Origin of the sequence: Caulobacter sp. DWR1-3-2b1 (genome assembly GCF_049895765.1) — a bacterium.
GTDB lineage: Bacteria > Pseudomonadota > Alphaproteobacteria > Caulobacterales > Caulobacteraceae > Caulobacter.
The window spans coordinates 323,208-347,909 of the sequence record NZ_JAFCSZ010000002.1 but is presented as its reverse complement, the minus strand read 5'-3'; the positions used below and the strand labels follow the sequence as shown (position 1 = coordinate 347,909).

At 63.6% G+C, this 24,702-nt stretch carries 23 protein-coding genes and 1 tRNA gene; 3 read left to right on the top strand and 21 right to left on the bottom strand.

Annotated elements, in window-relative coordinates; translation table 11 throughout:
- The 4 genes from ACP69S_RS03770 to rpsL all read right to left on the bottom strand — a co-directional run.
- Window positions 1–119: GTP-binding protein (locus ACP69S_RS03770; protein WP_425995007.1), on the bottom strand; the 119-nt coding region annotated here is incomplete at its 3' end.
- A 119-nt stretch (window positions 120–238) separates the two neighbouring features.
- Entirely contained in the window at window positions 239–2,317 is a 2,079-nt protein-coding gene (gene fusA / locus ACP69S_RS03765) for an elongation factor G (protein ID WP_425994985.1), read from the bottom strand.
- Window positions 2,318–2,422: 105 nt separating this feature from the next.
- The gene (rpsG, locus tag ACP69S_RS03760; RefSeq protein ID WP_425994983.1) at window positions 2,423–2,896 is read right to left on the bottom strand and encodes a 30S ribosomal protein S7; all 474 of its coding nucleotides are present in this window, start codon (window positions 2,894–2,896) and stop codon (window positions 2,423–2,425) included.
- 12 nt (window positions 2,897–2,908) lie between these two features.
- Window positions 2,909–3,280 carry a 30S ribosomal protein S12 gene (gene rpsL / locus ACP69S_RS03755; RefSeq protein ID WP_007661566.1) on the bottom strand — a complete coding sequence of 124 codons (372 nt, stop codon included), beginning with the start codon at window positions 3,278–3,280 and terminating at the stop codon, window positions 2,909–2,911.
- Window positions 3,281–3,612: 332 nt separating this feature from the next.
- On the opposite strand from rpsL, the gene ACP69S_RS03750 reads away from it, so the two are divergent.
- Complete coding sequence (locus ACP69S_RS03750) at window positions 3,613–4,302, top strand: hypothetical protein (protein WP_425994980.1); 690 nt, start codon at window positions 3,613–3,615, stop codon at window positions 4,300–4,302.
- 45 nt (window positions 4,303–4,347) lie between these two features.
- Here ACP69S_RS03750 and ACP69S_RS03745 read toward each other — a convergent pair whose 3' ends face one another.
- From ACP69S_RS03745 to rpoB, 3 genes are all read right to left on the bottom strand, one after another.
- On the bottom strand, window positions 4,348–5,151 hold the full coding sequence (locus ACP69S_RS03745; RefSeq protein ID WP_425994978.1) for a hypothetical protein: 804 nt from the start codon (window positions 5,149–5,151) through the stop codon (window positions 4,348–4,350).
- Between the two features lie 112 nt (window positions 5,152–5,263).
- Window positions 5,264–9,454 (bottom strand): DNA-directed RNA polymerase subunit beta', encoded by a 4,191-nt coding sequence (gene rpoC, locus ACP69S_RS03740; RefSeq protein ID WP_425994976.1) that lies wholly within the window; start codon window positions 9,452–9,454, stop codon window positions 5,264–5,266.
- 113 nt (window positions 9,455–9,567) lie between these two features.
- Window positions 9,568–13,638, bottom strand: coding sequence for a DNA-directed RNA polymerase subunit beta (rpoB, locus tag ACP69S_RS03735; protein WP_425994974.1), 4,071 nt, complete (start codon window positions 13,636–13,638; stop codon window positions 9,568–9,570).
- 560 nt (window positions 13,639–14,198) lie between these two features.
- On the opposite strand from rpoB, the gene ACP69S_RS03730 reads away from it, so the two are divergent.
- Complete coding sequence (locus ACP69S_RS03730) at window positions 14,199–14,978, top strand: EAL domain-containing protein (protein ID WP_425994972.1); 780 nt, start codon at window positions 14,199–14,201, stop codon at window positions 14,976–14,978.
- Window positions 14,979–14,989: 11 nt separating this feature from the next.
- On the opposite strand, the gene ACP69S_RS03725 is transcribed toward ACP69S_RS03730, so the two are convergent.
- The 10 genes from ACP69S_RS03725 to rplK form a co-directional block, all read right to left on the bottom strand.
- Window positions 14,990–15,679, bottom strand: a complete 690-nt coding sequence (locus ACP69S_RS03725; RefSeq protein ID WP_425994969.1) for a type 1 glutamine amidotransferase domain-containing protein — start codon at window positions 15,677–15,679, stop codon at window positions 14,990–14,992.
- Window positions 15,680–15,832: 153 nt separating this feature from the next.
- Complete coding sequence (locus tag ACP69S_RS03720) at window positions 15,833–15,991, bottom strand: hypothetical protein (protein WP_425994967.1); 159 nt, start codon at window positions 15,989–15,991, stop codon at window positions 15,833–15,835.
- A gap of 163 nt (window positions 15,992–16,154) precedes the next feature.
- Window positions 16,155–16,532: a 50S ribosomal protein L7/L12 gene (gene rplL, locus ACP69S_RS03715; protein WP_425994965.1), complete on the bottom strand. Its 378-nt coding sequence runs from the start codon at window positions 16,530–16,532 to the stop codon at window positions 16,155–16,157.
- A 45-nt stretch (window positions 16,533–16,577) separates the two neighbouring features.
- On the bottom strand, window positions 16,578–17,096 hold the full coding sequence (gene rplJ / locus ACP69S_RS03710) for a 50S ribosomal protein L10 (RefSeq protein ID WP_425994963.1): 519 nt from the start codon (window positions 17,094–17,096) through the stop codon (window positions 16,578–16,580).
- A gap of 317 nt (window positions 17,097–17,413) precedes the next feature.
- Complete coding sequence (locus ACP69S_RS03705) at window positions 17,414–17,629, bottom strand: DUF4287 domain-containing protein (RefSeq protein WP_425994961.1); 216 nt, start codon at window positions 17,627–17,629, stop codon at window positions 17,414–17,416.
- A gap of 72 nt (window positions 17,630–17,701) precedes the next feature.
- A complete protein-coding gene (locus ACP69S_RS03700; protein ID WP_425994959.1) occupies window positions 17,702–18,913 on the bottom strand; it encodes a TIGR03862 family flavoprotein in 1,212 nt (403 codons plus the stop codon).
- Window positions 18,910–19,305, bottom strand: coding sequence for a type II toxin-antitoxin system VapC family toxin (locus tag ACP69S_RS03695; RefSeq protein ID WP_425994957.1), 396 nt, complete (start codon window positions 19,303–19,305; stop codon window positions 18,910–18,912). Before ACP69S_RS03695 ends, ACP69S_RS03700 begins: the two co-directional genes overlap by 4 nt.
- Entirely contained in the window at window positions 19,306–19,545 is a 240-nt protein-coding gene (locus ACP69S_RS03690; RefSeq protein ID WP_425994955.1) for a type II toxin-antitoxin system VapB family antitoxin, read from the bottom strand.
- Window positions 19,546–19,682: 137 nt separating this feature from the next.
- Window positions 19,683–20,369 carry a 50S ribosomal protein L1 gene (gene rplA / locus ACP69S_RS03685; protein WP_425994953.1) on the bottom strand — a complete coding sequence of 229 codons (687 nt, stop codon included), beginning with the start codon at window positions 20,367–20,369 and terminating at the stop codon, window positions 19,683–19,685.
- Window positions 20,370–20,372: 3 nt separating this feature from the next.
- Window positions 20,373–20,804, bottom strand: coding sequence for a 50S ribosomal protein L11 (gene rplK, locus ACP69S_RS03680; RefSeq protein ID WP_425994951.1), 432 nt, complete (start codon window positions 20,802–20,804; stop codon window positions 20,373–20,375).
- A gap of 617 nt (window positions 20,805–21,421) precedes the next feature.
- On the opposite strand from rplK, the gene ACP69S_RS03675 reads away from it, so the two are divergent.
- Window positions 21,422–21,895, top strand: coding sequence for a hypothetical protein (locus ACP69S_RS03675; RefSeq protein WP_425994949.1), 474 nt, complete (start codon window positions 21,422–21,424; stop codon window positions 21,893–21,895).
- Window positions 21,896–21,914: 19 nt separating this feature from the next.
- On the opposite strand, the gene ACP69S_RS03670 is transcribed toward ACP69S_RS03675, so the two are convergent.
- The 4 genes from ACP69S_RS03670 to ACP69S_RS03655 form a co-directional block, all read right to left on the bottom strand.
- On the bottom strand, window positions 21,915–23,195 hold the full coding sequence (locus ACP69S_RS03670) for a phytanoyl-CoA dioxygenase family protein (protein WP_425994947.1): 1,281 nt from the start codon (window positions 23,193–23,195) through the stop codon (window positions 21,915–21,917).
- A 320-nt stretch (window positions 23,196–23,515) separates the two neighbouring features.
- Window positions 23,516–24,073 carry a transcription termination/antitermination protein NusG gene (nusG, locus tag ACP69S_RS03665; protein ID WP_425994945.1) on the bottom strand — a complete coding sequence of 186 codons (558 nt, stop codon included), beginning with the start codon at window positions 24,071–24,073 and terminating at the stop codon, window positions 23,516–23,518.
- Between the two features lie 9 nt (window positions 24,074–24,082).
- Window positions 24,083–24,394: a preprotein translocase subunit SecE gene (gene secE, locus ACP69S_RS03660; RefSeq protein WP_425994944.1), complete on the bottom strand. Its 312-nt coding sequence runs from the start codon at window positions 24,392–24,394 to the stop codon at window positions 24,083–24,085.
- 98 nt (window positions 24,395–24,492) lie between these two features.
- A tRNA-Trp gene (locus ACP69S_RS03655) sits at window positions 24,493–24,568 on the bottom strand.
- Window positions 24,569–24,702 lie beyond the last annotated feature (134 nt).

The window sequence follows — 24,702 nt, the reverse complement described above, 5'->3', positions numbered from 1 at the left end:
CCAATCTTGGACAGCGTAATGGTGATCGCGGCCGTCAGCGTCGTCTTGCCATGGTCAACGTGACCAATGGTGCCGATGTTGCAGTGCGGCTTGTTACGTTCGAACTTTTCCTTGGCCATTTTTCTCTACCTTAGGACCCCAGAGGGGCCTCAAATTTAATGGGAATTTCTGGGGTGTAGATGGGCGGACCAACAGGCCCGCCCTTTTCTTCCTTGTACGCTTTTCCCGAAGGAAAAGCCTACGCGTACTTCTTGATCACTTCGTCGGCGACATGTTGCGGCACCGGCTCGTAGTGATCGTAGACCATGCTGAACTGGGCGCGGCCTTGTGACATGCCCCGCAGGGTGTTCACGTAGCCGAACATGTTGGCCAGCGGCACGAAGGCGTTCACGACCGTCGCGTTGCCGCGCATGTCTTGACCCTGGATCATGCCGCGACGGCTGTTCAGGTCGCCGATGACCGAACCCAGGTAATCTTCCGGGGTCACGACCTCGACCTTCATGATCGGCTCGAGCAGCTTGGGAGCGCCCTTTTCGCGCAGTTCCTTGAAGGCGGCGCGCGAGGCGATTTCGAAGGCCAGCACGCTGGAGTCGACGTCGTGGTACTTGCCGTCGGTCAGGGTGGCCTTGAAGTCGATCAGCGGGAAGCCGGCCAGCAGGCCGTTGTCCTTGACCGACATCAGGCCCTTTTCGACGCCCGGGATGTATTCCTTGGGCACCGCGCCGCCGACGATCGAGTTCTCGAACACGAAGCCCGAGCCGGGTTCGCCGGGCTCGAAGGTGAGCATGACGCGGGCGAACTGGCCCGTACCACCGGTCTGCTTCTTGTGGGTGTAGTCGATGTCGACCTTGCGGCCCAGGCTTTCGCGATAGGCAACCTGCGGCGCGCCGATATTGGCTTCGACCTTGTAGGTCCGCCTCAGGATGTCGATCTTGATGTCGAGGTGCAGTTCGCCCATGCCCTTCAGGATCGTCTGGCCGCTTTCGAAGTCGGTCGAGACGGTGAAGGACGGATCTTCCGCAGCCAGCTTCTGCAGGGCGACGCCCAGCTTTTCCTGGTCGGCCTTCGACTTGGGTTCGACGGCGATTTCGATGACGGGCGCCGGGAATTCCATGCGCTCCAGGATCACCGGGGACTTCAGCGGATCGCACAGGGTGTCACCGGTGCGGGTGTCCTTGAGGCCAGCCAGAGCGACGATGTCGCCGGCGAAGGCTTCCTTGATATCTTCGCGGTTGTTGGAGTGCATGAGCAGCATGCGGCCGACGCGCTCGCGCTTGTCGCGCGTGGCGTTCAGCAGGCCCATGCCGGTTTCCAGCTTGCCCGAATAGATGCGGCAGAAGGTCAGCGAACCCACGAAGGGGTCGTCCATGATCTTGAACGCCAGAACCGACAACGGCTCTTCGTCCGAGGCGCGACGGACGATATCTTCTTCGGTCTTGAAGTCGATGCCCTTGGTCGGCGGGATGTCCATCGGCGAGGGCAGGTAGTCGACGACGGCGTCCAGGAGCGTCTGCACGCCCTTGTTCTTGAAGGCCGAGCCGCAGAGGATCGGATAGAAGGCGCCTTCGAGCACGGCCTTGCGGATGCACTTCTTGATGGTGTCTTCCGAGGGCTCTTCGCCGCCCAGATAGGCTTCCATCGCCTCGTCGTCCATTTCGACGGCGTTTTCGACCAGATAGGCGCGAGCCTCGATGGCCTTGTCGAGCAGGTCGGCGGGGATTTCTTCGTCGCGGAAATTGGCGCCCAGGGCGTCATTGTCCCAGACAACAGCCTTCATGCGAACCAGATCGACCAAACCCTTCAGGTTCGTTTCCGAACCGATGGGGAACTGGATCGGCACGGCCTTGGCGCCCAGACGGTCGCGGATCGACTCGACCGACTTGTCGAAGTCGGCGCCGATCTTGTCCATCTTGTTGACGAAGACGATGCGCGGGACATTGTACTTGTCGGCCTGACGCCAGACGGTTTCGGTCTGAGGCTCGACGCCGGCATTGCCGTCCAGAACGGCAACGGCGCCGTCCAGCACGCGCAAGCTGCGCTCGACTTCGATGGTGAAGTCGACGTGGCCAGGGGTGTCGATGATGTTCAGGCGCTTTTCGCGCCAGTAAGCGGTCGTCGCGGCCGACGTGATGGTGATGCCGCGCTCCTGCTCCTGCTCCATCCAGTCCATGGTGGCGGCGCCGTCGTGGACTTCGCCGATCTTGTGGGACTTACCCGTGTAATACAGGATCCGCTCGGTCGTCGTCGTCTTGCCGGCGTCGATGTGCGCCATGATGCCGAAGTTACGGTAGTCTTCGATTTTATGCTGGCGGGCCATGATGGAGCTCTGCGTAGCGCTGCCGTGAGGCAGGGACATTTAAACGTGCGGCGCGGGCGGTTTATCGCAAACCGCCCGCGCCTGAAAGAGTGCTGGTAATAAAGCTTACCAGCGGTAGTGCGAGAACGCCCGGTTGGCTTCAGCCATCTTGTGGGTGTCTTCGCGCTTCTTCACCGCGGTGCCGCGGTTGTTGGAAGCGTCGAGCAGTTCACCGGCCAGCTTTTCGGTCATGGTGTTCTCGCCGCGCTTGCGCGCAGCGGTCACCAACCAGCGGATGGCCAGGGCGCGACGACGGTCCGGACGAACTTCCACAGGCACCTGATAGGTGGCGCCGCCGACACGACGCGACCGGACTTCGATCGCCGGGGCGACGTTGTCTAGGGCGGAGTGGAAGGTTTCCAGGGGACCCTGGTCCTTGCGCTTGTTCTCGATGATGTCGAAAGCACCATAGATGATGTTTTCGGCGACGGCTTTTTTGCCCTCGTACATCACGTAGTTCATGAATTTGGTGACCACCAAGTCTCCGAACTTCGGGTCCGGCAGAACTTGGCGTTTCTCGGCGCGACGGCGGCGTGACATTCTTCTTTTTCCTTACTTCGGACGCTTGGCGCCGTAGAGCGAACGACGCTGCTTACGATCCTTGACACCTTGGGTGTCGAGGACGCCGCGCAGGATGTGATAACGGACGCCGGGCAAATCCTTGACGCGGCCGCCGCGGATAAGCACCACCGAGTGCTCCTGCAGGTTGTGGCCTTCGCCCGGGATGTAGCAAACGGCTTCAATGCCGGTGGTCAGACGGACCTTGGCGACCTTACGCAGAGCCGAGTTGGGCTTCTTCGGGGTCGTCGTATAGACGCGGGTGCAAACACCACGGCGTTGCGGGCAGCCCTTGAGGGCCGGCACCTTGTTCCGGACCGGCTTGGGCTGGCGCGGCTTACGGATGAGCTGGTTGACGGTAGGCATTAAGTCTCTGCTCTGATGGAAGCGTGTGCCTGTCGGCCGAGGCGCTTCGGGTCCTAGTCATGTATTTCGGCTTGCAAGGCTCCAGTTGGAGACCCGATAAACACGAAACTCGCCGGGACGCGGAAAGCGTTCCGGCGGGCTATCCGTCAGTAGGGGACGGGCGCTTACCAGGACAGGCGCAGGGCCCACCTCGAAAGAGCGCGGTATTTACTCGCGAAGTCGATCCGCGTCAACGGCGGTGATTGCGTCGGTTAATGCGACCTTAAAGGCCACGCTTTCGCCACTTCCGGTGGATAGGTTGGAGGCCTGTTAGCCCATTTGTCGAGTGATCGGTGACCCTGTCAACGGCGCGTTCCAACCGATTGAGGCGAAGCGCCATCCTGGCCGGCTCGATCGCCGCTCACGGGCTGGTTCTGGTGTTGCTGGCCTTTCCTCGCATCGAGCCGTTCATCGATCAATCCACCAACGAAGACGCCTTGACGGTGACCCTTGAGCGCCCCGAGCGGGCGCCTGAGACAGAAGCTGACGCGGCGAGCGCTCGCGCGTCCAACGCGATCCAGGCCCGAACGCCCCGCGCTATCTTCCCCTCGCCTGTGGCGCCGCTAGTCTTGCCGAGTCTGCCCGCCCACTCGCCTCGGGCAACGGCTTTCCATCCCGCGCCCCTGCCCGAGGGGCCCAAGGGTGATCTGCGCTCGGCCCTGCGCGGCAGCGGCGTGGGTTGCGCCAATGAGGCGGCTGTCGGCCTGAACCGTCGCGAGATCGAGCGCTGCCACGAACGCTGGGACGAGGCGGCGCGCAAGGCCCCGATCTACGCCAACGCCCCGCTCAGCACCGGCGCGACGGCCGAGTTCGCGCAGCAGGCGGCCCGGCAAGAAGCCAATCGACGCTACAAGGCCTCGCCCATGGGGCCCGGCGTCGATCATCGCAACCATGGCGGGCCGGGCCGGGCCAAGGAGATCCCGTTCGTGATGGGCGACACCGACGGCCTTGGCCGCAAGAAGTCAAACCCGACTCGCAACTAGAGCTTCATGCGAACCGGTATCCATTTCGCGCGGGCATGCGGAACTCTAGACCTTCGCGCGGGGCCGCATGACCAGCCAGGGCGTTGGGCTTGCCCGCCACTCCCATGCCGCCAGCATCATGTCGAGGTGACTGCGGCCAGCGACCAGCGCTGGCAGGTCAGCCTTCTCGATGCTGGGGTTGATCTGCTTGATGTCATGGGTGGCCGCGAACCGCTGGATCAGGCGGTCGGTCACCCCCGGACGCATTCCGGGATGGGTTTCGACGACAAGGTTGTATCCCGCCAGGGCGGGATAGAGTTCCGGCCGCAGGATGTCGTCCTCGAAACCCTCGGCGTCGATGAACACCAGCACGCGGCCGCCTTCGAACTGCGCGAAATCCTCGCCGAAAAACTCTCCGCGGATGACGACGCGGTCGGCCACGCCATTGGCGTCCGCCAACAGGCCACACCGCCTCCGGGCGACCTCGTCGATGTCATAGGCGTTGACGATGACGTCCGGCATGAGGCGGGCTAGGCCCACCGCGTAATAGCCCTCGGCGCAGCCGATATCGATGACATGATCCAGCCCTTGCGCCGCGAAGGCGACGAGGTCGGGATGCAATTCCCGCTCGTACACGCCCAGCAGGCGCGGCAGCAACGCGCCTTCCGCCGCGTTGACCACATAGTCCATGCCCTTGAAGGGGCCGGAGCGGACGTTCAACCCCTCGGCAGCGAGCGTGTTGACCCAAAGCTTGGTGCGCCACCTGGCGGTGGTTGTTAGCGCCTTGGCGAGCAGATCGGTGTCGGACAGCTGATCGGCCTGGCCCACAAGTTCGCGCAACCTCGCCGCGTAGTCTGATGTCACACCCATTTGTTGCACCCCGAAACCTTCGCCCGAATCCGCAACGCAAAAGGCCCGGGATCGTTCCCGGGCCTTCCAAGTTTTTTTCAAACGGCGTGAACCGTTCGAGCCTGGCTCAAGCCTATTCGGCGTCGGCGAGGGCGATCGAGGCCGGCAGCGGCTCCATCGCGTCTTCGCGCTGCTGGGCCAGCTGCTCGTCGCGCTTGGCGGCGACGCGCTGCAAGCTGCGCAGGTATGAACCCGTACCCGCGGGGATCAAGCGACCCACGATGACGTTTTCCTTCAGGCCTTCCAGGGTGTCGGTCTTGCCATGCACCGAGGCTTCGGTCAGGACGCGGGTCGTTTCCTGGAACGACGCGGCTGAGATGAAGCTCTTGGTTTGCAAGCTCGCCTTGGTGATGCCGAGCAGCACGGGCTGGGTGGTGGCCGGACGGCCGCCACGCGAAACCGCGCGGTCCTGTTCGATGTAGAACTCAGGCTTGTCGAGGTGATCGCCTTTGATCAGACCCGTATCGCCCGGCTCGAGGATCTCGACCTTTTGCAGCATCTGACGAACGATCGTCTCGATGTGCTTGTCGTTGATCGGCACGCCCTGCAGTCGGTAAACTTCCTGAATTTCGTCGACCAGGAAGTTGGCCAGAGCCTCGACGCCCAGGATGCGCAGGATGTCGTGCGGATCCGGGTTGCCGTCGATGATGTACTCGCCGCGCGCGATGAAATCGCCATCGTGCACTGCGATGTGCTTGCCCTTGGGGATCAGGAACTCGACCGGCTCGCCCTGGTTGCCGTCAGCGTCGACTTCCGGGGTGATCTTGATACGGCGCTTGTTCTTGTAATCCTTGCCGAATTCGACGCGACCGTCCATTTCCGCGATGACCGCGCAGTCCTTGGGACGGCGGGCTTCGAAGAGTTCGGCGACGCGCGGCAGGCCACCGGTGATGTCGCGGGTCTTGGCGCCTTCGGTGGGGATCCGCGCGATGACCTCGCCCGGCTTGACCATGTCGCCGTCACCGACGGACAGAATGGCCCCGGCCGACATCAGGTAGCGCGCCTCGCCGCCGTTGGCCAAGCGAACATACGAGCCGTCTTCGGCCAGAACGCCCATGGCCGGGCGCAGGTCCGCGGCGCGGGCCGAGGTCCGCCAGTCGGCGATCACGCGCTGCGCGATACCGGTGGCTTCGTCGGTTTCCTCGCGGACGGAGAAGCCGTCCACCAGGTCCTCGGCGCGGATCTTGCCGGCCACTTCGGTGATGATCGGGGTGGTGTAGGGGTCCCAGTCGGCCAGACGCTGGCCACGCTTCACCTTGTCGCCGTCCTTGATCTTCAGGCGCGCGCCGTAAGGCGGCTTGTAGTTCTCGCGTTCCTTGCCGTCGACCAGCACGCTGACCGAGGTGTTGCGGCTCATGACGACCAGGAAACCGTCTGTGCCGGTCACGGTGGCGCCGGCGACGCGAACCGTTCCGTCGTTGCTGCTTTCGAAGAACGACTGCTCGGCCACCTGGGCGGTGCCGCCGATGTGGAAGGTCCGCATCGTCAGCTGGGTGCCGGGCTCGCCGATGGATTGGGCGGCGATGACACCGACCGCTTCACCGATGTTGACCGGGGTGCCCCGCGCCAGGTCGCGGCCGTAGCAGGCGCCGCAGACGCCGACCTTGGCTTCGCAGGTCAGGACCGAACGCACCTTCACCGACTGCACGGCAGCCGCTTCGATGGCGTCGGCCATGTTCTCGGTCAGATAGGTGTCGGCCGGAACGACCAGTTCGCCGGTCGCCGGATCCTTGACGTCTTCGGCCGAGAAACGGCCCAGGACGCGCATGCCCAGCGAGACCAGGACGTCGCCGCCCTCGACCACGGCGCGCAGGGTGATGCCCCGCGTGGTGCCGCAGTCTTCCTCGACGATGATGCAGTCCTGCGCCACGTCGACCAGACGACGGGTCAGGTAACCGGAGTTGGCGGTCTTCAGCGCGGTGTCCGCGAGGCCCTTACGAGCGCCGTGGGTCGAGTTGAAGTATTCCTGAACGGTCAGGCCTTCTTTGAAGTTCGAGACGATCGGAGTCTCGATGATCTCGCCCGAAGGCTTGGCCATCAGACCGCGCATGCCGCCCAGCTGCTTCATCTGGGCTTGCGAACCACGAGCGCCGGAGTGGGCCATCATGTAGATGGAGTTGATCTCCTTCTCGCGGCCGTTCTCGTCCAGATGCTTCATCTGAAGCTCGGCCATCATCTCGTCGGCGACGCGATCGGTGGCCTTGGCCCAGGCGTCGACGACCTTGTTGTACTTCTCGCCCTTGGTGATCAGGCCGTCGGCGTACTGCTGCTCGTACTCTTCAGCCAGGGTGCGGGTTTCGGCGACGATCGCCTCTTTCCGCTTCGGGATGATGATGTCGTCCTTGCCGAAGGAGATGCCGGCCTTGGCCGCTTCCTTGAAGCCCAGAGCCATGATCTGGTCGGCGAAGATGACTGTCGCCTTCTGACCGCAGTGGCGGTAGACGATGTCGATCAGATTGCCGATTTCCTTCTTGGTCAGGGCCTTCTCGATCAGGCGGTGACCCACCTGCGGGTGACGCGGCAGCAGGGCGGCGATCTTCATCCGGCCCGGCGTGGTGTCGATCACGCGGCGACGCGCCACGCCATCGGCGTCCACTTCGGTAAAGCGCGACTTGATCTTGGCGTGCAGACTGACGACGTCGGCGTCCATGGCCGCTTCGATCTCGCCCAAGTCGGCGAAGATCTTGCCTTCACCGGGCTCGCCTTCGCGAGCGACCGACAGATAGTACAGACCCAGGACGATGTCCTGCGACGGCACGATGATCGGGCGACCGTTGGCGGGCGACAGGATGTTGTTGGTCGACATCATCAGGACGCGCGCTTCGAGTTGCGCCTCCAGCGACAACGGCACGTGGACAGCCATCTGGTCGCCATCGAAGTCGGCGTTGAAGGCGGCGCAGACCAGCGGGTGCAGCTGGATGGCCTTGCCCTCAATCAGCTTGGGCTCGAACGCCTGGATGCCCAGACGGTGAAGCGTCGGCGCGCGGTTCAGCATCACCGGGTGCTCGCGGATCACCTCTTCGAGGATGTCCCACACCTGGGGCTGCTCGCGCTCGACCATGCGCTTGGACTGCTTGACGGTGCCCGACAGGCCCTTGGCGTCCAGGCGCGCATAGATGAACGGCTTGAAAAGCTCCAGAGCCATCTTCTTGGGCAGGCCGCACTCGTGCAGCTTCAGTTCCGGGCCCACGACGATGACCGAACGGCCCGAATAGTCGACGCGCTTGCCGAGCAGGTTCTGACGGAAGCGACCTTGCTTGCCCTTCAGCATGTCGGCCAGCGACTTCAGCGGACGCTTGTTGGCACCCGTGATGACGCGACCGCGACGGCCGTTGTCGAACAGGGCGTCGACCGACTCTTGCAGCATCCGCTTTTCGTTGCGGATGATGATGTCGGGGGCGCGCAGCTCGATCAGGCGCTTTAGGCGATTGTTACGGTTGATGACCCGGCGATAGAGGTCGTTCAGGTCGGAGGTGGCGAAGCGGCCGCCGTCCAGCGGCACCAGCGGGCGCAGTTCCGGCGGGATGACCGGCACGACCGTCAGGACCATCCACTCGGGGCGGTTGCCAGATTCCGAAAAGGCCTCGAGGATCTTCAGGCGCTTGCTGAACTTCTTTTGCTTCATGTCCGACACGGTGCCGGCCAGCTCTTCGCGCAGGCGGTCGGCTTCCTTGTCGAGATCGATCGCCTTCAGCAGGTTCTGGATGGCCTCGGCGCCGATTTCGGCGGTGAAGCTGTCATCGCCGTACTCTTCCTGAGCGCGCATGTAGTCTTCCTCGCTGAGCAGTTGGTGCTGCTTCAGCGGGGTTAGGCCCGGCTCGGTGATGATGTAGTATTCGAAGTACAGGACGCGCTCGATGTCCTTCAGCGGCATGTCGAGCATCATGGCGATACGCGACGGCAGCGACTTCAGGAACCAGATGTGGGCGACCGGCGAGGCCAGCTCGATGTGGCCCATGCGCTCGCGACGAACGCGGGCCAGGGTGACTTCGACGCCGCACTTTTCGCAGATGATGCCCTTGTACTTCATGCGCTTGTACTTGCCGCACAGGCATTCGTAGTCCTTGGTCGGGCCAAAGATACGGGCGCAGAACAGGCCATCACGCTCGGGCTTGAACGTGCGGTAGTTGATTGTCTCGGGCTTCTTGATCTCGCCGAACGACCAAGAGCGGATCTTTTCCGGCGAGGCCAGCGAAATACGGATCTGGTCGAAGGTCGGAGCGGCCTGGACCGGATTGAAGATGTTCAGGACTTCCTGGTTCATCTTGGTTCCTTCTGCGGGATTACCCGCGAAAATTCAAAGTGGAGAGAGGCTGGGCAAAGGCCCCTCCCCGGTCACCCTTCCGAAGAGGGGCAGGCCGAGGAGGGTGCGATGGATCAGCTGTTCTCCAGCTCGACGTTCAGGCCGAGCGAGCGCATTTCCTTGACCAGCACGTTGAAGCTTTCGGGGATACCGGCTTCGAACGTGTCGTCGCCGCGGACGATCGACTCGTAGACCTTGGTGCGGCCGGCGACGTCGTCGGACTTCACCGTCAGCATTTCCTGCAGGGTGTAGGCGGCGCCATAGGCTTCCAGCGCCCAAACTTCCATTTCCCCGAAGCGCTGACCGCCGAACTGGGCCTTACCACCCAGCGGCTGTTGCGTGACGAGCGAGTACGGACCGATCGAACGGGCGTGGATCTTGTCGTCGACCAAGTGGTGCAGCTTCAACATGTAGATGTAGCCGACCGTGACCGGACGCTTGAACTGGTCGCCCGTCTGGCCGTCGAACAGGATCGACTGGCCAGAAGGGTCGAGACCCGCCATGCGCAGGTGGTCTTCGATGTCGCCGATCCGCGCGCCGTCGAACACGGGCGTCGCGATCGGGACGCCCTTGCCGAGGTTGCGAGCCAGCTCGATCAGGCCTTCTTCGGTGTCGGGCAGTTCCTCGTCCGGGCCGTAGATGTCGGTCAGACGCTCGACGAGCGCTTCCTTCTGACCGCCAGCTTGCCAGTCTTCCAGCAGGGCGGTGATCTGCTTGCCGAGACCGGCGCAGGCCCAACCCAGGTGGGTTTCGAAGATCTGGCCGACGTTCATGCGCGAAGGCACGCCCAGCGGGTTCAGAACCACGTCCACATGGGTGCCGTCCGCGAGGAACGGCATGTCTTCGATGGGCAGGATGCGCGAGATGACGCCCTTGTTGCCGTGACGTCCGGCCATCTTGTCGCCGGGCTGAAGCTTGCGCTTCACGGCCACGAAGACCTTGACCATCTTCATCACGCCCGGGGGCAGTTCGTCGCCGCGCTGCAGCTTGTCGACCTTGTCCTCGAAGCGACGGTCCAGACGCTTGCGGTTCTCGTCGAACAGACGGCGCAGCGACTCAAGTTCGCCCATCGCCTTCTCGTCTTCGAGGGCGATCTGCCACCACATGCCGGGCTGAACGTCAGCCAGGCCTTGGGCGGTGATCTCGCCGCGCGACAGACCCTTGGGACCCGACAGCGCCACGTTGCCGATCAGCAGATCGCGCAGACGGCCCGAGATGTTGCGGTTCAGGATCGCGAATTCGTCGTCGCGGTCCTTGCCCAGACGGTCGATTTCCGAACGCTCGATGGCGAGAGCCCGTTCGTCCTTGTCGACGCCGTGACGGTTGAACACGCGCACATCGACGATCGTGCCGGCGACGCCCGGGGGCAGGCGCAGGCTGGTGTCGCGGACGTCCGAGGCCTTTTCACCGAAGATGGCGCGCAGGAGCTTTTCTTCCGGCGTCATCGGGCTTTCGCCCTTCGGCGTGACCTTGCCAACCAGGATGTCGCCCGGCTGGACTTCGGCGCCGATCGCCACGATGCCGGCTTCGTCGAGGTTGCGCAGGGCTTCCTCGCCGACGTTCGGGATGTCGCGGGTGATTTCTTCTGGGCCGAGCTTCGTATCGCGGGCCATGACTTCGAATTCCTCGATATGGATCGAGGTGAAGACGTCGTCGCGGACGATGCGCTCGGAGATCAGGATCGAGTCTTCGAAGTTGTAGCCATTCCAGGGCATGAACGCGACGAGCGCGTTGCGGCCCAGGGCCAGTTCGCCCAGCTCGGTCGAGGGACCGTCGGCGATGATGTCGCCGGCGCTGATCTTGTCGCCAACCTTCACCAGCGGACGCTGGTTGATGCAGGTCGACTGGTTCGAACGCTGGAACTTGCTCAAGCGGTAGATATCGACGCCCGAACGGGCGGCGTCGGTCTCTTCCGTGGCGCGGACGACGATACGCGTACCGTCGATCTGCTCGACCACGCCGGTGCGCTTGGCCACGACCACGGCGCCGGAGTCGCGAGCGACCACGGCTTCCATGCCCGTGCCGACCAGCGGCGCGTCGGACTGCACCAGAGGCACGGCCTGACGTTGCATGTTCGAGCCCATGAGGGCGCGGTTGGCGTCATCGTTTTCGAGGAAGGGGATCAGGGCCGCGGCCACCGAAACTACCTGACGCGGCGACACGTCCATCAGGTCGACCATCTCCTTTTGCAGGAGCGTGGGTTCGCCGTTGATCCGGCCGGGGACCAGGTCATCGACGATCTCGCCGTTCAACACCTTGATGTTGGACTGGGCGATGACGTGCTTCGACTCTTCCATGGCCGACATGTAGACGACCTCGTCGAGCGGCTTGCCGTCGGCGACGCGACGGTAAGGGCTCTCGATGAAGCCGTACTTGTTGACGCGGGCGTGGGTGGCCAGCGAGTTGATCAGACCGATGTTCGGGCCTTCCGGCGTTTCAATCGGGCAGATGCGGCCGTAGTGGGTCGGGTGAACGTCGCGGACTTCGAAGCCTGCGCGCTCGCGGGTCAAACCGCCCGGGCCAAGCGCCGAGAGACGGCGCTTGTGGGTGATCTCCGACAGCGGGTTGGTTTGGTCCATGAATTGCGACAGCTGCGAAGAGCCGAAGAATTCACGCACCGAGGCCGCGGCAGGCTTGGCGTTGATCAGGTCGTGCGGCATCACGGTGTCGATGTCGACGGACGACATGCGTTCCTTGATGGCGCGTTCCATACGCAGCAGGCCGACGCGGTACTGGTTTTCCAGCAGTTCGCCGACCGAGCGCACCCGGCGGTTTCCGAGGTTGTCGATGTCGTCGATTTCGCCGCGACCGTCGCGCAGGCCGACCAGCAGCTTCAGGACGGCCAGCACGTCTTCCTTGCGGAGTACGCGCATATCGTCCGAAGCATCCAGCTCCAGGCGCATGTTCATCTTCACGCGGCCAACGGCCGACAGATCGTAGCGCTCGGCGTCGAAGAACAGCGACTTGAACATCGCTTCGGCAGCCTCGACGGTCGGCGGCTCGCCCGGACGCATGACGCGATAGATGTCGAACAGCGCGTCTTCGCGGACGGCGTTCTTGTCCACGCGCAGAGTGTTGCGCATGTAGGCGCCGACCGTGACGTGGTCGATGTCCAGCACGTCGATGGTGCTGAAGCCTTGGTCGGCCAGGGCCTGGATCGAGACCACGTCCAGCTCGTCGCCGGCTTCGGCGTAGATTTCGCCGTTCTCGAAGTTGACGGCGTCGCGGGCCAGATAGCGGCCGGTCAGGGCTTCTGGAGCCAGCAGCAGGATCTTCAGACCGTTGTCAGCCAGCTTTTTGGCCTGGCGGGCGGTGATCTTAGTGCCGGCCGGAGCGACTTCTTCACCGGTGTCGCCGTCGACGAGGGCGAACTCCGGCTTCACGCCGCGCCAGCGCTCGGGCTTGTAGGGGGTGGCCCAGCCGCCTTCGCGCTTCTCGAACGGGACCACGTCGTAGAACGTCGTCAGGATCTCTTCGCCGTCCATGCCCAGGGCATAGAGGAAGGTGGTGGCGGGCAGCTTGCGGCGACGGTCGATGCGGACATAGACCACGTCCTTGGCGTCGAACTCAAAGTCCAGCCACGAGCCGCGATAAGGGATTACGCGGGCGGCGAACAGCAGCTTGCCCGAAGCGTGGGTCTTGCCCTTGTCGTGGTCGAAGAACACGCCGGGCGAACGGTGCATCTGCGAGACGATGACTCGCTCGGTGCCGTTGACGATGAAGGTGCCCTTGTCGGTCATGAGCGGGATATCGCCCATGTAGACGTCCTGCTCCTTGATGTCCTTGACGGACCGGGCGCCGGTTTCTTCTTCGGTTTCGAACACGATCAGTCGCAGCTTGACCTTCAGCGGCGCCGCGAAGGTCATGTCGCGTTGGATGCATTCCTCAACGTCGTACTTGGGCTCTTCGAATTCGTACGAGACGTATTCGAGCACCGCGCGCTCGTTGAAATCCTTGATCGGGAACACCGACCTGAAGACCGCCTCGATGCCCTCTTCCTTGCGCACGCCCGGACGGACTTCGCGCTGGAGGAACTGCTCGTAGGAGGAGCGCTGAACCTCGATGAGGTTCGGCATCTGCACAGCTTCGGGGATGCGGCCGAAAGACTTCCGGATCCGCTTCTTGCCGGTGAACGATTGCGCCATGTTTTTCCCTTGGGCGCGGATCGCCGCGCCGAATGTTTCGAAGGGCTCGTGCGGAGAAACTCCACGCGTGCGTTCGTCTTGATCCTGCGTCCACCCTCGCCGCACCCGCCTGAGACGGGAACGTCGGACGCTGGAATTCCCCTATCAGGCGACCGGGACCGGTAGACCTGCTGGGCGCCCCTTCGCGCTGGTCGGAGGGCGGCTGACCGCGCCTCGGGGCGTAATATGCGGACACGCGCGTGCGCGCTCCGCCGAATGTCTTCGTGAGCGGGCGGATATAGGCCAAGCGCCTGTGGATGGAAAGGGGGTTTGTTAAGAAAACCGACGCATCAGCGCGCCGCGCTCCGTGGACCGGGCACTTTCAGTCCCGGCGCCGAATATGTTCAGATAACGCGTTACCCGAAATAGCTTTCGCACGTCGCTCGGCTTGAGACCACGCGTGTTCTCCCACCAGGCTTCAAAGGCCTCCAATCGAGACAACAGTAAGCGCGCCAACACATTGTTCAGTTCTGCGCCCTAATCTCAGGCTCGATCAATGATCGCCAACGTGGAACCTCGAGATGACGATAGCGACAGGGTGCAACGGTTGCCGCGACGGCGCGGGCTTCGAACTCCCCATCACCATGGCCTTCCAACCCATCGTCGACGCCTCCACCGGCGCGGTTTTCGCGCACGAAGCGCTGGTCCGCGGCGCGAACGGCGAAGGCGCAGCCAGCGTGCTGGCCCAGGTCTCGGACACCAATCGCTACGCCTTCGATCAGCAGTGCCGCGTGACGGCGATCGAACTGGCCGCCCGGCTGAAAATGGCCGACCACGGGGCCAACCTGTCGATCAACTTCCTGCCCAACGCGGTTTATGAGCCCCGCGCCTGCATCCGCCTGACCCTTGCCGCCGCCATGCGTTCGGGCTTCCCGCTCAATCGCATCATTTTCGAGTTTACCGAGGTCGAGCGGCTCGACACCGATCACATCCTCCACATCCTGCGCAGCTATCGGGCGATGGGCTTCCAGACCGCGATCGACGACTTTGGCGCCGGCTATGCAGGCCTGGGCCTACTGTCGAAATTCCAGCCCGACATCGTCAAGCTGGACATGGACCTGATCCGCGACATCGACACCAGCACCGTCAAACAGACGATCGTCGGCTCGACCCTTGGCATGTTGCGCGATCTTGGCGTGACGCCGCTGTGCGAAGGCGTCGAAACCGTTGGCGAGTACGAGGTGCTGCGTTCGCTCGGCGTCGACCTGATGCAGGGCTATCTGCTGGCCAAGCCGGCTCTGGCAGCGCTGACGATTCCCGTCCTGCCGGGCCAGGCGACGGACATCTCCGCCGTCGCCTAGCACAGAGAACCTCAGGACGAGGTTTTCGCTAACGCCGCCAACAGCGCCTCGGCCGCCGGGCGTGACGACGCAGGGTTTTGCCCAGTGATCAGGAGGCCGTCAGTCAGCACATAGGGCGCCCAGTCCGGTCCCTTGGAATAGAAGCCGCCGTTCGCATTCAAGACGTCTTCGACAAGGAACGGCACCACATCGGTCAGGCCAACGGCTTCCTCTTCGGTGTTGGCAAACCCCGTGACGGTCTTGCCCTTCACCAGAAGGTCGCCGCCTGAGCCTTTGACGTGACGCAAAACGCCTGGCGCGTGGCACACCGTCGCCACGGGCTTGCCAGCCGCGGCCAACGCCTCGATCAGGCTGATCGAGTGGGCGTCTTCGGCCAGATCCCACAGCGGACCATGACCGCCCGGATAGAAGACGGCATCGAAATCCTCAGCCTTGACCTCGGCCAACTTCACCGTGCTCGCCAAAACCTTTTGGGCCTCCGGGTCAGCCTTGAAGCGGGCCGTGTCCTCGGTCTGGGCGTCGGGCTCGTCGCTCTTCGGATCCAGGGGCGGTTGGCCGCCAGCAGGGGAAGCCAGAACCAGCGTCGCGCCGCCATCCTTCAGCGCGTAGTAGGGCGCGGCAAGCTCCTCCAGCCAGAAGCCAGTCTTCCTACCGGTGTCGCCCAGGCGATCGTGAGAGGTCAGGACCATAAGAATGTTCATCGAGGCGCTCGCAAGTCGATCAGGGGAGCACAGATGTGGTGCGCGCAGGCCTCCTCTGAAAGGGGGCGCGCCAGACATTGCCCAGGCTCGACAGAAACCGGTCCGGAGCTTCACCAGTAGAATCGTCTATTTTCTGAATGGCCGAGGAGCGGGTCAGCTCTTGCGGATCGCCTTGGCGGCCAGCGACACGCCCGCCCCGACCAGGCAGACGAAAAAGGCGATCTTGGCCAGACCGCCGGCCACGTCCACGACGAAGCCGAGCACGCCAAAGATGATCATCAGAACGAGCAGGATACCGGCGAGCTTGAGCATATCGGTGGAACGCGGTTCGCGACCGGTGGTTGCCTCCCCGGAGCGAGGCCAAAAGAAAACGGCCCCGAAGGTTTCCCTTCGGGGCCGCTAACTTGCTGTGTCCAATACCGGCTCATTCCGGAGAGCGCCGGGAGAACCCATCCACGCCGAGGCGTGGAATGGATTACTTGATTTGGACGGTCGCGCCGGCGTCGGTCAGCTTCTTGGCGACTTCGTCGGCTTGGGCCTTGGAGACGTTCTCGACGACGTTCTGCGGAGCGCCTTCGACCAGGTCCTTGGCTTCCTTCAGGCCGAGGTCCGGACGGACGCCGCGGACTTCCTTGATCACGTTGATCTTCTTGTCGCCACCGGCGGTCAGAACAACGGTGAACTCGGTTTGCTCTTCAGCAACTTCGACCGGAGCGGCCGGGCCAGCAGCGGCGGCGGCGACCGGAGCGGCGGCCGAGACGCCCCACTTTTCTTCCAGCATCTTCGACAGGTCAGCGGCTTCGAGGACCGACAGGGTGGACAGTTCTTCAACCAGCTTTTCGAGCTTGGACATGTTCAGTTTCCTAAAACGAATGAGGGATGTACGCGGAGATGACCTTTAGGCGGCGTCTTTGGTCGCATAAGCGTTGAAGACGCGCGCAAGTTGGCCAGCCGGGGCCTGCAGGACGCCAGCGATCTTGGTCGCCGGAGCCTGGATGAGGCCGATAAGCTTGCCACGGATCTGGTCGAGCGACGGCAGCGTGGCCAGAGCCCGCACAGCCGCTTCGTCGAGAACCGTCGTCTGACCCAGGATGCCACCGACAAGCTTGAGCTTCTCGTTTTCCTTGGCGTACTGGGTGACGATCTTGGCGGCGGAGACCGGATCCTTGCCGAAGGCAATGGCGACCGGGCCGGCGAACAGGGCGTCGCCCGCTTCACCGATCGAGCCGTCGAGGGCCTTCTGGACCAGGGTGTTCTTCACCACCTGGAACGTGGCGTCTTCCTTGCGGAGACGGGCACGCAGTTCAGTCATTTCCGCAACGGTCATGCCCGTATAGTGGGTCACGACGACAGCGCCGGCGCCGGCGAATACGCTTTTCAGCGCCTCGATCGACACTTGCTTTTGAGCGCGGTCCATTGCGGTCTCCTACTCAATTAAAGCGGCCGGACCATTCCGGCAGCCAAATGCCACGAGCGTGGGGGATCGCTCCCGCACGCGAGTTGCATCAGCCTGTTCCAAGGAAAGTCAGCCGCGCGTCCCATCCGTAAAGGAGGAATTGGCGTGGGCTTGTCCATCCCTGTCTCCCGACGGTGAGGAAGGGCTCTTCCTCGTTTATGGCGTTGGTGACCCCACGCCCCGCTGTTCACAAACAGGTCTTCGCCGGGCGAACCCGACGGAGAAGGGGCGGCGTATAGACGGTTTGGGAATGGAATTCAACAGGGACGGCGACAAGCCTATTTCAGACCGTCCTGCGCCAGGGTGTGAGCGACGATCGCATTGGCGTGGCCATGTCCGATCCGATGCTCATCCTTGAGCATCGCCACAAGCTCCATATGCTTTGCAGGGTAGCGCTCGCGGACATGCCGCTGCCAGTCCGAGATCGGTCGGCCATAGGCTTTCTCGATCGACGGAAAATAGGACGCCGGTCCCTTTACCTTCTCATCCGCCATATCGCGCCCCACGCGCCGCGATAGCAGGTTTAACCGTGCTGGCAAGCTATTGGCAAGGTTGGGAGAACGTCCCTAATCCAGCCGCTTCAGCGCCTGCCGCGCCGCCGCCACCCCCGTGGCGAAACAGGCGTGCAGCAGATAGCCGCCGGTGGGAGCTTCCCAGTCCAGCATCTCGCCAGCCACGAACACGCCGGGCGCGGCCTTCAGCTCCAGCCCATCGAGCGAGTCCAGCGTCAGTCCGCCCGCCGATGAGATCGCCCGGTCTAGCGGCTGGACGCCCGTCAGCGCAATCGGCGCGGCCTTGATCGCCGCCGCCAGCGCCGCGGGTTCGGGGGGCAGGTCCAGGCCATGGGCCTCGCGCAGCAGATTGACCTCGACAGGCGACAGGTGCGCGGCCTTGCGCAGGAAATTGGCCAGAGACTGACCCGCGCGCGGCCGCGATAGCCGCGCCGCCAAGGTTTCGACCGACAGGTCCGGCCGCAGGTCGATCTCGATCACCGCCCGCCGCTCGGCCTCGATGGCCTCGCGCGGCGCGGCGCCAAGGGCATAAACGGCCCCGCCCTCCAGGCCGTAACCGGCGATCGTCGCATCGCCCCGCGCCGTCACATCGCCCAGACGCAAGGCGACATTCTTCAGCGGCTCGCCCGCGAAGCGCTCGCAAAACAGAGCGCTCCAAGCGACGTCAAAGCCGCAGTTGGCGGGGCGAAACGGCGCGAGGTCAGCTTTGCCGGCGAGCAGCGAGGTCCAAGTCCCGTCCGAGCCGAGCTTGGCCCAACTGGCGCCGCCCAGGGTGAGGATTGTCGCGCGAGGCTGCACGGTCTCGACACCGTCGGGAGTCTGAAACGCCAACCCGCCGCCATCGGCCCAGCCTAGCCATTCGGCCCGCGTCCGCAGGATGACGCCCTGCCGCTCCAGCCGCGCCAGCCAAGCGCGTAGCAAGGGCGAAGCCTTCATCGCCTTGGGAAACACCCGGCCGCTGGCGCCGACAAAGGTCTCCTGCCCCAAGCCCTGCGCCCAGGCGACCAGATCGGCCGGTGTGAACGCCTCCAGCATCGGCCTCAGAGCCAGGCTCGCCGCGCCATAGCGCCCCGCGAACCTTTCGAAGTCTTCGGAATGGGTGAGGTTCAGCCCCCCTCGACCGGCCATCAGGAACTTGCGCCCGAAGGTCGGCATCTTCTCGAACACGCTCACCGACCGTCCGGCCGCGCTCAGCACCTCGGCGGCAATCAGCCCCGCCGGCCCGCCGCCGATCACGGCGACGTCGAGGGCGGCGGCGTTGTTCAAGCGGGCTCGATATCGGTTAGGGGGAAATCATCGCCCTTGAAGAGCAATGGCACGCCGTTGGCTTTGGCGCAGGCATAAGCGAAGCACTCGCCCATGTTAAGCTTGGCGGGGTGGCGACCCTTTCCAAATCGGGAGAACGCATCCAGCGCTATGCTCGCCTCGCGAAGTCCGATGTCGAAGACCGTCACCTCGGCGGCAGCAACATAGGTCAATACCTCGGCCTCAGCTTCGGCGACTTTCAAAGCTTTAGCTCTCACGAGACTCCTTACAGTCTCCCAGATCGCAATTCCCGAGGTCATCGGGCCGGCTGCCATGGCGATACTCTGTTCAAAGGCCGCCCCCTCGGCTTCGCCAAGCAGGATCGCGCACAATGCCGAGGCGTCTACGAACATCTAGTCGTCGTACATTTCATCGAAAAACGCCTTGTCGGCCTTCAGGCCAGTATCCGGCAGGGCTGCGATCCGAGCGGATATGGCTCGCATCTTCGCCAGCTTCTCCGTTCGCGCCGCCGCATCTGCTTCCCGCGCGCGGGTCACGGCCAGCTTGATGGCGTCGGTGATGCCGACGCGCTTTTCCTCGGCATAGGACCGCAGCATAGCGTCGGCTTCGGGATCGCGAACGTGGAAGGGCATCGAAAACCTCGTCTAGCCAAAACATAACATCGGCTAGCCGACCTCACAACGCCGCGCCCCAAACGAAAAACGGGCGCTGGATCGCTCCAGCGCCCGTTCCGGTGGCCTAGGTGGCCGATACTCAAAAGCTCGAAGGCTTAGGCGATCGACGAGGTGTCGATCTTGAAGCCCGGACCCATCGTCGAGGACAGGCCGATACGCTTCACATAGATGCCCTTGGCGCCCGAGGGCTTGGACTTGTTCAGCGCGTCGATCATCGCCTTGACGTTGATCAGCAGGGCTTCGTCAGTGAACGAGACCTTGCCGATGCCGGCGTGGATGATACCGGCCTTTTCGACGCGGAACTCGACGGCGCCGCCCTTGGCGTCCTTCACGGCTTGGCCGACGTTCGGGGTCACGGTGCCGACCTTCGGGTTAGGCATCAGGCCGCGCGGGCCCAGCACCTTACCCAGACGGCCCACCAGGGCCATCATGTCCGGGGTCGCGATGACGCGGTCGAAGTCCATGAAGCCGCCCTGGATCTTTTCCAGGAGGTCTTCGGCCCCGACATGCTCGGCGCCGGCCGCGATGGCTTCAGCGGCCTTGGCGTCCTTGGCGAAGACGGCGACGCGAACGTCGCGGCCGGTGCCGGACGGCAGGTTCACAACGCCGCGGACCTGTTGGTCGGCGTGGCGCGGATCGACGCCGAGGTTCACCGAGATCTCGATGGACTCGTCGAACTTGGCCTTGGCGTTGGCCTTCACGAGAGCGATGGCTTCCGAAGCGGTGTAGGTGGCTTCACGGTCGCCGGTCCACGCCTGGACGCGCTTTGCTTGCTTAGCCATGACTTAGGCCTCCACGATCTTCAGGCCCATGGCCTTGGCGGATCCTTCGATGATCTTGGCCGCGGCCTCGATGTCGTTGGCGTTCAGGTCCTTCATCTTCTTTTCGGCTATCTCGCGCAGTTGGGCGCGGGTCACTTCGCCTACGGTCTCGCGACCGGTCAGCTTCGCGCCGGACTTCAGGCCGGTGATCTGCTTGAGGTAGTGCGTCGCCGGGGGCGTCTTGGTGATGAAGGTGAACGACTTGTCTTGGTACACCGTGATCACGGTCGGCAGGGGCGTGCCCTTTTCGACGTTCTCAGTGCGTGCGTTGAACTCCTTACAGAAGCCCATGATGTTGACGCCGCGCTGGCCCAGTGCGGGACCGATGGGGGGCGAAGGCGTGGCCGAGCCAGCCTTCACCTGGAGCTTGATATAGCCCAGGATCTTTTTAGCCATTGTATCCTCTCAAGAAAGCCGAGCTAACGGCCTTTAATGGTTGGCCGTGGTGCGGGCTTGGCGTCCCTTCCACGGATTTGAATTCGCCATAACTACGAACACGCCCCGGGACGGAGTCCTGGGGCGAGCCGTGGCGTCTAGCAGTTGGGGCGGAGAGTGTCCAGCGCGGGCGCGGTGGTCGGCGGCGTGGCGCCGGTTGGCAGGGCGACCCGTTCAACGAACGCGAAAGCAATCCACACCCACTCAAGTCAAGCTTGATGTCTAAAACCACGCCATAACCTAGACTGCAAATCCATAATGCTTCAGTTTTACTTTATGATAAAGCAAAGCTTGCTTGTTCAAGTCCCATTCATCCGAATGGATACATATGCATCAACAATGAAGTGGGTCCGCAGCAAAGATCCGGCGTTTTTTGGACTACGGCTATGGTGTATTTCAGCCCAGCGCGTCAGGAGACCTGGGCGCAAAGACGATACGCTCCAGAGCCGGCGCCGGCGCGCCGGCGCGGCCGGCCCTTGATGATAGTTCTGGGGGCCGTGATGTCTGCGCTGGGGGGCGCGCATCTGGGGGGACTTATGCCAACGCCAACCCTGTCACCAGAGGCCGAACTGAGGCCCATGCCGCACGTGTCCCGGCCGACCGAAGGGCTTAGCATCGTCCTGATCGGGACGACTGACGCAGAGCCGGCCGCTTCGTCGACAGAGGATCAGGCCACGACGCTTACCCTCGCAATGACCGAACAGGCGCCAGTCGCCCCGCCTGTCGTCAACGCGGTGAAGGTCGTATCGGCCAGTTTCCAACCGCCTCCTGTCGCCGCGCCTGCCTGCAAGGAACCCGCGACCCTGGCGGCGGAAATGGCGTGCGTCGATCCCATCTTGGCCCTGGCTGAGCAGCGCCTCTCGCGGGCCTATATCGACGCCATAGACGCGGGCGCGGCTCGGCTGGAGCTGGGCCGGGATCAGGCGCGGTGGCTGCTGGTGCGGGAGGCGGCGGCGCGAGCGTCGCCCGAGGCCTTGGCGGAAGTCTACCAGCGCCGGGAACAGCGCCTGATCGCCCTTAGCGCCGCCCTTAGCGAGCGGCGGGCTACCTGAGACCCTCACCTCCGGGTCGCTAGCCTCGCGCATCCAGATGCATGGCGCCGGGCGTGGCGCTGGAGTCGTAGTAGCCCACGACCCCCTCCGCGAAGTAGTGACAGACGATCGACTTGCGCGACTTGGTCAGGTCCTCGCGGACAGATCCCGCATGCATCAAATTCTCATGCCAGATCAGCACGGTGCCCGCCTTGGGTTGATAGACTTGGGGCGCGACCGCCAAGTCGTCGAGCATCTGCTTCCAGCGCGTCACCACCTTGTCGCCAAAGCTTGTCCAGTCACCATCCACGACGGGCGGCAGATCGACCGTCTGGCGATAGATACGCGGGAGGCGATGGGTGCCTGGATACACCACCAGTTCGCCCGATGAAGGCTGGACGTCCTCAAGCGCTGTCCACACGCCGCACATGTAGCCCGCCGGAAACGGCGTCAGGTGGATCGTGTCCTGGTGGTGGTCCTGCTGTGATCCGAACACGTAGGTCAGCGACTGGCAGGGCCGGGCGGGCGCGTCGAAGATCAGGTCCAGAAGGCGCGTCACCTTGGGATGGAGCCAGAGCTTGCGAACGGCCGGATAGCGCTCATGCAGATTGTGCAGCCGCTGGCTCGATCCCCATTCATAGCCCTCGAGCCCCTTGGCGACCGCATCCTCGACGGCCAGGTTCAGGGCCTCCAGCTCGTCAGGGCCGAGCAGATCCTCCACGACAAGGAAGCCATGATCGACGAAATGCTCGAAGATGGCGGCCTCGGCGGAGTCGATGGTCCCGTCCTGGACCAGGGCGGCGATATGAGCCGCCGCGGCCTCGGCGTCGCGGTCGAACCAAGGCGTCACCTGACGATCCGCGTAGTCGTAAAGCTCACTGCCGCATTGATCGATGACGATAGGCGCACCTTGCCGTGTCAGGCTTTCCGTCACGCGCTGCGCCAGGGCCCCGCGATTTCGGGCGAAGATGGAGGCAACGCCCTGCGCCAGGAGCCCACCTTCGGAATCGAGTAGCTCGACCCGGATCTCATGGACGCCATCGCCCAGCAGGTGGCCATGCAGCGCCAGCCAGCGCGTTTGCTTCTGGGGCGCGAGGGCGATGTCGGCCTTATGGAGCGTCTGATCGCGCGCGCTCAAGACCAGGGTCGCCAGCATGGGCTCGGGGGCGAAGGCGGTTATGAAGATACGGATCAGACCGGCGGTCGGTTCGCCGGAATAGTCGAGCGACAGGAAAGCCCGGGGGGCGACCTCTTCGACCGGCACTGGAGCCGGCTCCGGCGCCGGCGCCGGGCTGGTCGGAGCGCGAAGCAAGGCGCGCACCCGCCGGAGGATCCGTGGCGCCAGGGCGCGAAACCATGAAATGCGGCGACGAGCCGCCACAAGCGCTAGATGCATACTGGCCGATACTCGGAGTGATCAAAACGTGTGAGCGGGCTTGTCACAACCCAGACAAGCTCCACCTTAATCATGTTTCTCGGGCGTTTGAATGTGCTTTGGGATCGGGGCGAACATTATTTTCCAATTTCCCCTTCCGGGGAGAACGCCGCGCGGCGCGGAAGTGACCGACGCCCGATTGCAAAAAACCCCGCGCCGTTTACGGCGCGGGGTTTTCGAAAGCTAAGACCGACCGTAAGGCCGGATCAGCTGATCTTTTCGACCTGATTATATTCCAGCTCGACCGGGGTGGCGCGGCCGAAGATCGAGACGGTGACGCGCAGGCGCGAGCGCTCTTCGTCGACCTGCTCGACCGAGCCGTTGAAGCTGGCGAAAGGACCGTCGGTGACGCGGACGTTCTCGCCGATCTCGAACAACACGACCGTCTTGGGACGCTCGACGCCCTCTTCGATTGCGCCGACGATGCGCTGAACTTCCTTTTCCGACACGGGCATCGGCTTGGAGCCGCTGCCGAGGAAGCCGGTGACCTTCGGGGTGTTCTTGATCAGGTGATAGGCTTCGTCCGAGAGGTTCATCTTCACCAGCACATAGCCGGGGAAGAACTTGCGCTCAGCATTAACCTTGCGGCCACGGCGGATCTCGACGACGTCCTCGGTCGGAACCAGGATTTCGGAGAAGCTGTCCTCGAGCCCCTGGCTCTTGGCTTGCTCGCGGATGCTCTCGGCCACCTTCTTCTCGAAGTTCGAGTAGGCGTGGACGATGTACCACTTGTGGTTCGGGTTGGACGCGGTTTCGGTGTTCATCGTCTTTTCTTATCCCGCGGCGAACGACAGGAGCGCCTTGGCTCCGAGGCCCAGCAGCCCGTCGACCGCCGAGAAGAACAGGGCGGCCAGAACCACCATCATGAAGACCATCACCGAGGTGATCCAGGTCTCCTTGCGGGTGGTCCAGGTGATCTTGCGGGCTTCGGCGCGCACTTCGCGGAAGAACTGCACGGGGTTCGTGCGCTTCTTCTTGGGCGTCGCCGCCGCAGCGGGAGCCCCACCGGCGGGCGCGAGCGCAGCCGTCGTACGGGCGGCGCGGCTCTTGATCGCGGACGGGCTCGAACCCGGTTTCCTGGCCATGCTCTTGAGGCTCACGACTTTCAAATACGCCCAGATCGCAAAGCGACCCGGTTAGCCAAAACGACAGGGCCGGAACCGGGCCTGTCGAAGACATATAGTGGCAGGAGTGGGGGGACTCGAACCCACGACTTTCGGTTTTGGAGACCGACGCTCTACCAGCTGAGCTACACTCCTGCAGACCATGGCCCCTTTCGGGTCCCGGTCTCTGGAAATGGACAACGCGCCGGAGGCCTTCAAGGCCCGTCAGCGCGCTGGGTCCAATCGCCAGAGCCGCGCCATTTAGCAGGGTCGCCTCCGCCGGGCAAGCG

Bases quoted from the DNA above. Each gene is read 5' to 3' on its own strand.
- ACP69S_RS03745 (WP_425994978.1), bottom strand. From the start codon at position 5,151: ATGGGTGTGACATCAGACTACGCGGCGAGGTTGCGCGAACTTGTGGGC.
- ACP69S_RS03720 (WP_425994967.1), bottom strand. From the start codon at position 15,991: ATGCTCAAGCTCGCCGGTATCCTGCTCGTTCTGATGATCATCTTTGGC.
- ACP69S_RS03725 (WP_425994969.1), bottom strand. From the start codon at position 15,679: ATGAACATTCTTATGGTCCTGACCTCTCACGATCGCCTGGGCGACACC.
- nusG (WP_425994945.1), bottom strand. From the start codon at position 24,073: ATGAACACCGAAACCGCGTCCAACCCGAACCACAAGTGGTACATCGTC.
- rpsG (WP_425994983.1), bottom strand. From the start codon at position 2,896: ATGTCACGCCGCCGTCGCGCCGAGAAACGCCAAGTTCTGCCGGACCCG.
- ACP69S_RS03690 (WP_425994955.1), bottom strand. From the start codon at position 19,545: ATGCCCTTCCACGTTCGCGATCCCGAAGCCGACGCTATGCTGCGGTCC.
- rpoB (WP_425994974.1), bottom strand. From the start codon at position 13,638: ATGGCGCAATCGTTCACCGGCAAGAAGCGGATCCGGAAGTCTTTCGGC.
- rpoC (WP_425994976.1), bottom strand. From the start codon at position 9,454: ATGAACCAGGAAGTCCTGAACATCTTCAATCCGGTCCAGGCCGCTCCG.
- rplJ (WP_425994963.1), bottom strand. From the start codon at position 17,096: ATGGACCGCGCTCAAAAGCAAGTGTCGATCGAGGCGCTGAAAAGCGTA.
- rplL (WP_425994965.1), bottom strand. From the start codon at position 16,532: ATGTCCAAGCTCGAAAAGCTGGTTGAAGAACTGTCCACCCTGTCGGTC.
- ACP69S_RS03675 (WP_425994949.1), top strand. From the start codon at position 21,422: ATGCCGCACGTGTCCCGGCCGACCGAAGGGCTTAGCATCGTCCTGATC.
- fusA (WP_425994985.1), bottom strand. From the start codon at position 2,317: ATGGCCCGCCAGCATAAAATCGAAGACTACCGTAACTTCGGCATCATG.
- rpsL (WP_007661566.1), bottom strand. From the start codon at position 3,280: ATGCCTACCGTCAACCAGCTCATCCGTAAGCCGCGCCAGCCCAAGCCG.
- ACP69S_RS03730 (WP_425994972.1), top strand. From the start codon at position 14,199: ATGACGATAGCGACAGGGTGCAACGGTTGCCGCGACGGCGCGGGCTTC.
- rplA (WP_425994953.1), bottom strand. From the start codon at position 20,369: ATGGCTAAGCAAGCAAAGCGCGTCCAGGCGTGGACCGGCGACCGTGAA.
- ACP69S_RS03705 (WP_425994961.1), bottom strand. From the start codon at position 17,629: ATGGCGGATGAGAAGGTAAAGGGACCGGCGTCCTATTTTCCGTCGATC.
- ACP69S_RS03695 (WP_425994957.1), bottom strand. From the start codon at position 19,305: ATGTTCGTAGACGCCTCGGCATTGTGCGCGATCCTGCTTGGCGAAGCC.
- rplK (WP_425994951.1), bottom strand. From the start codon at position 20,804: ATGGCTAAAAAGATCCTGGGCTATATCAAGCTCCAGGTGAAGGCTGGC.
- secE (WP_425994944.1), bottom strand. From the start codon at position 24,394: ATGGCCAGGAAACCGGGTTCGAGCCCGTCCGCGATCAAGAGCCGCGCC.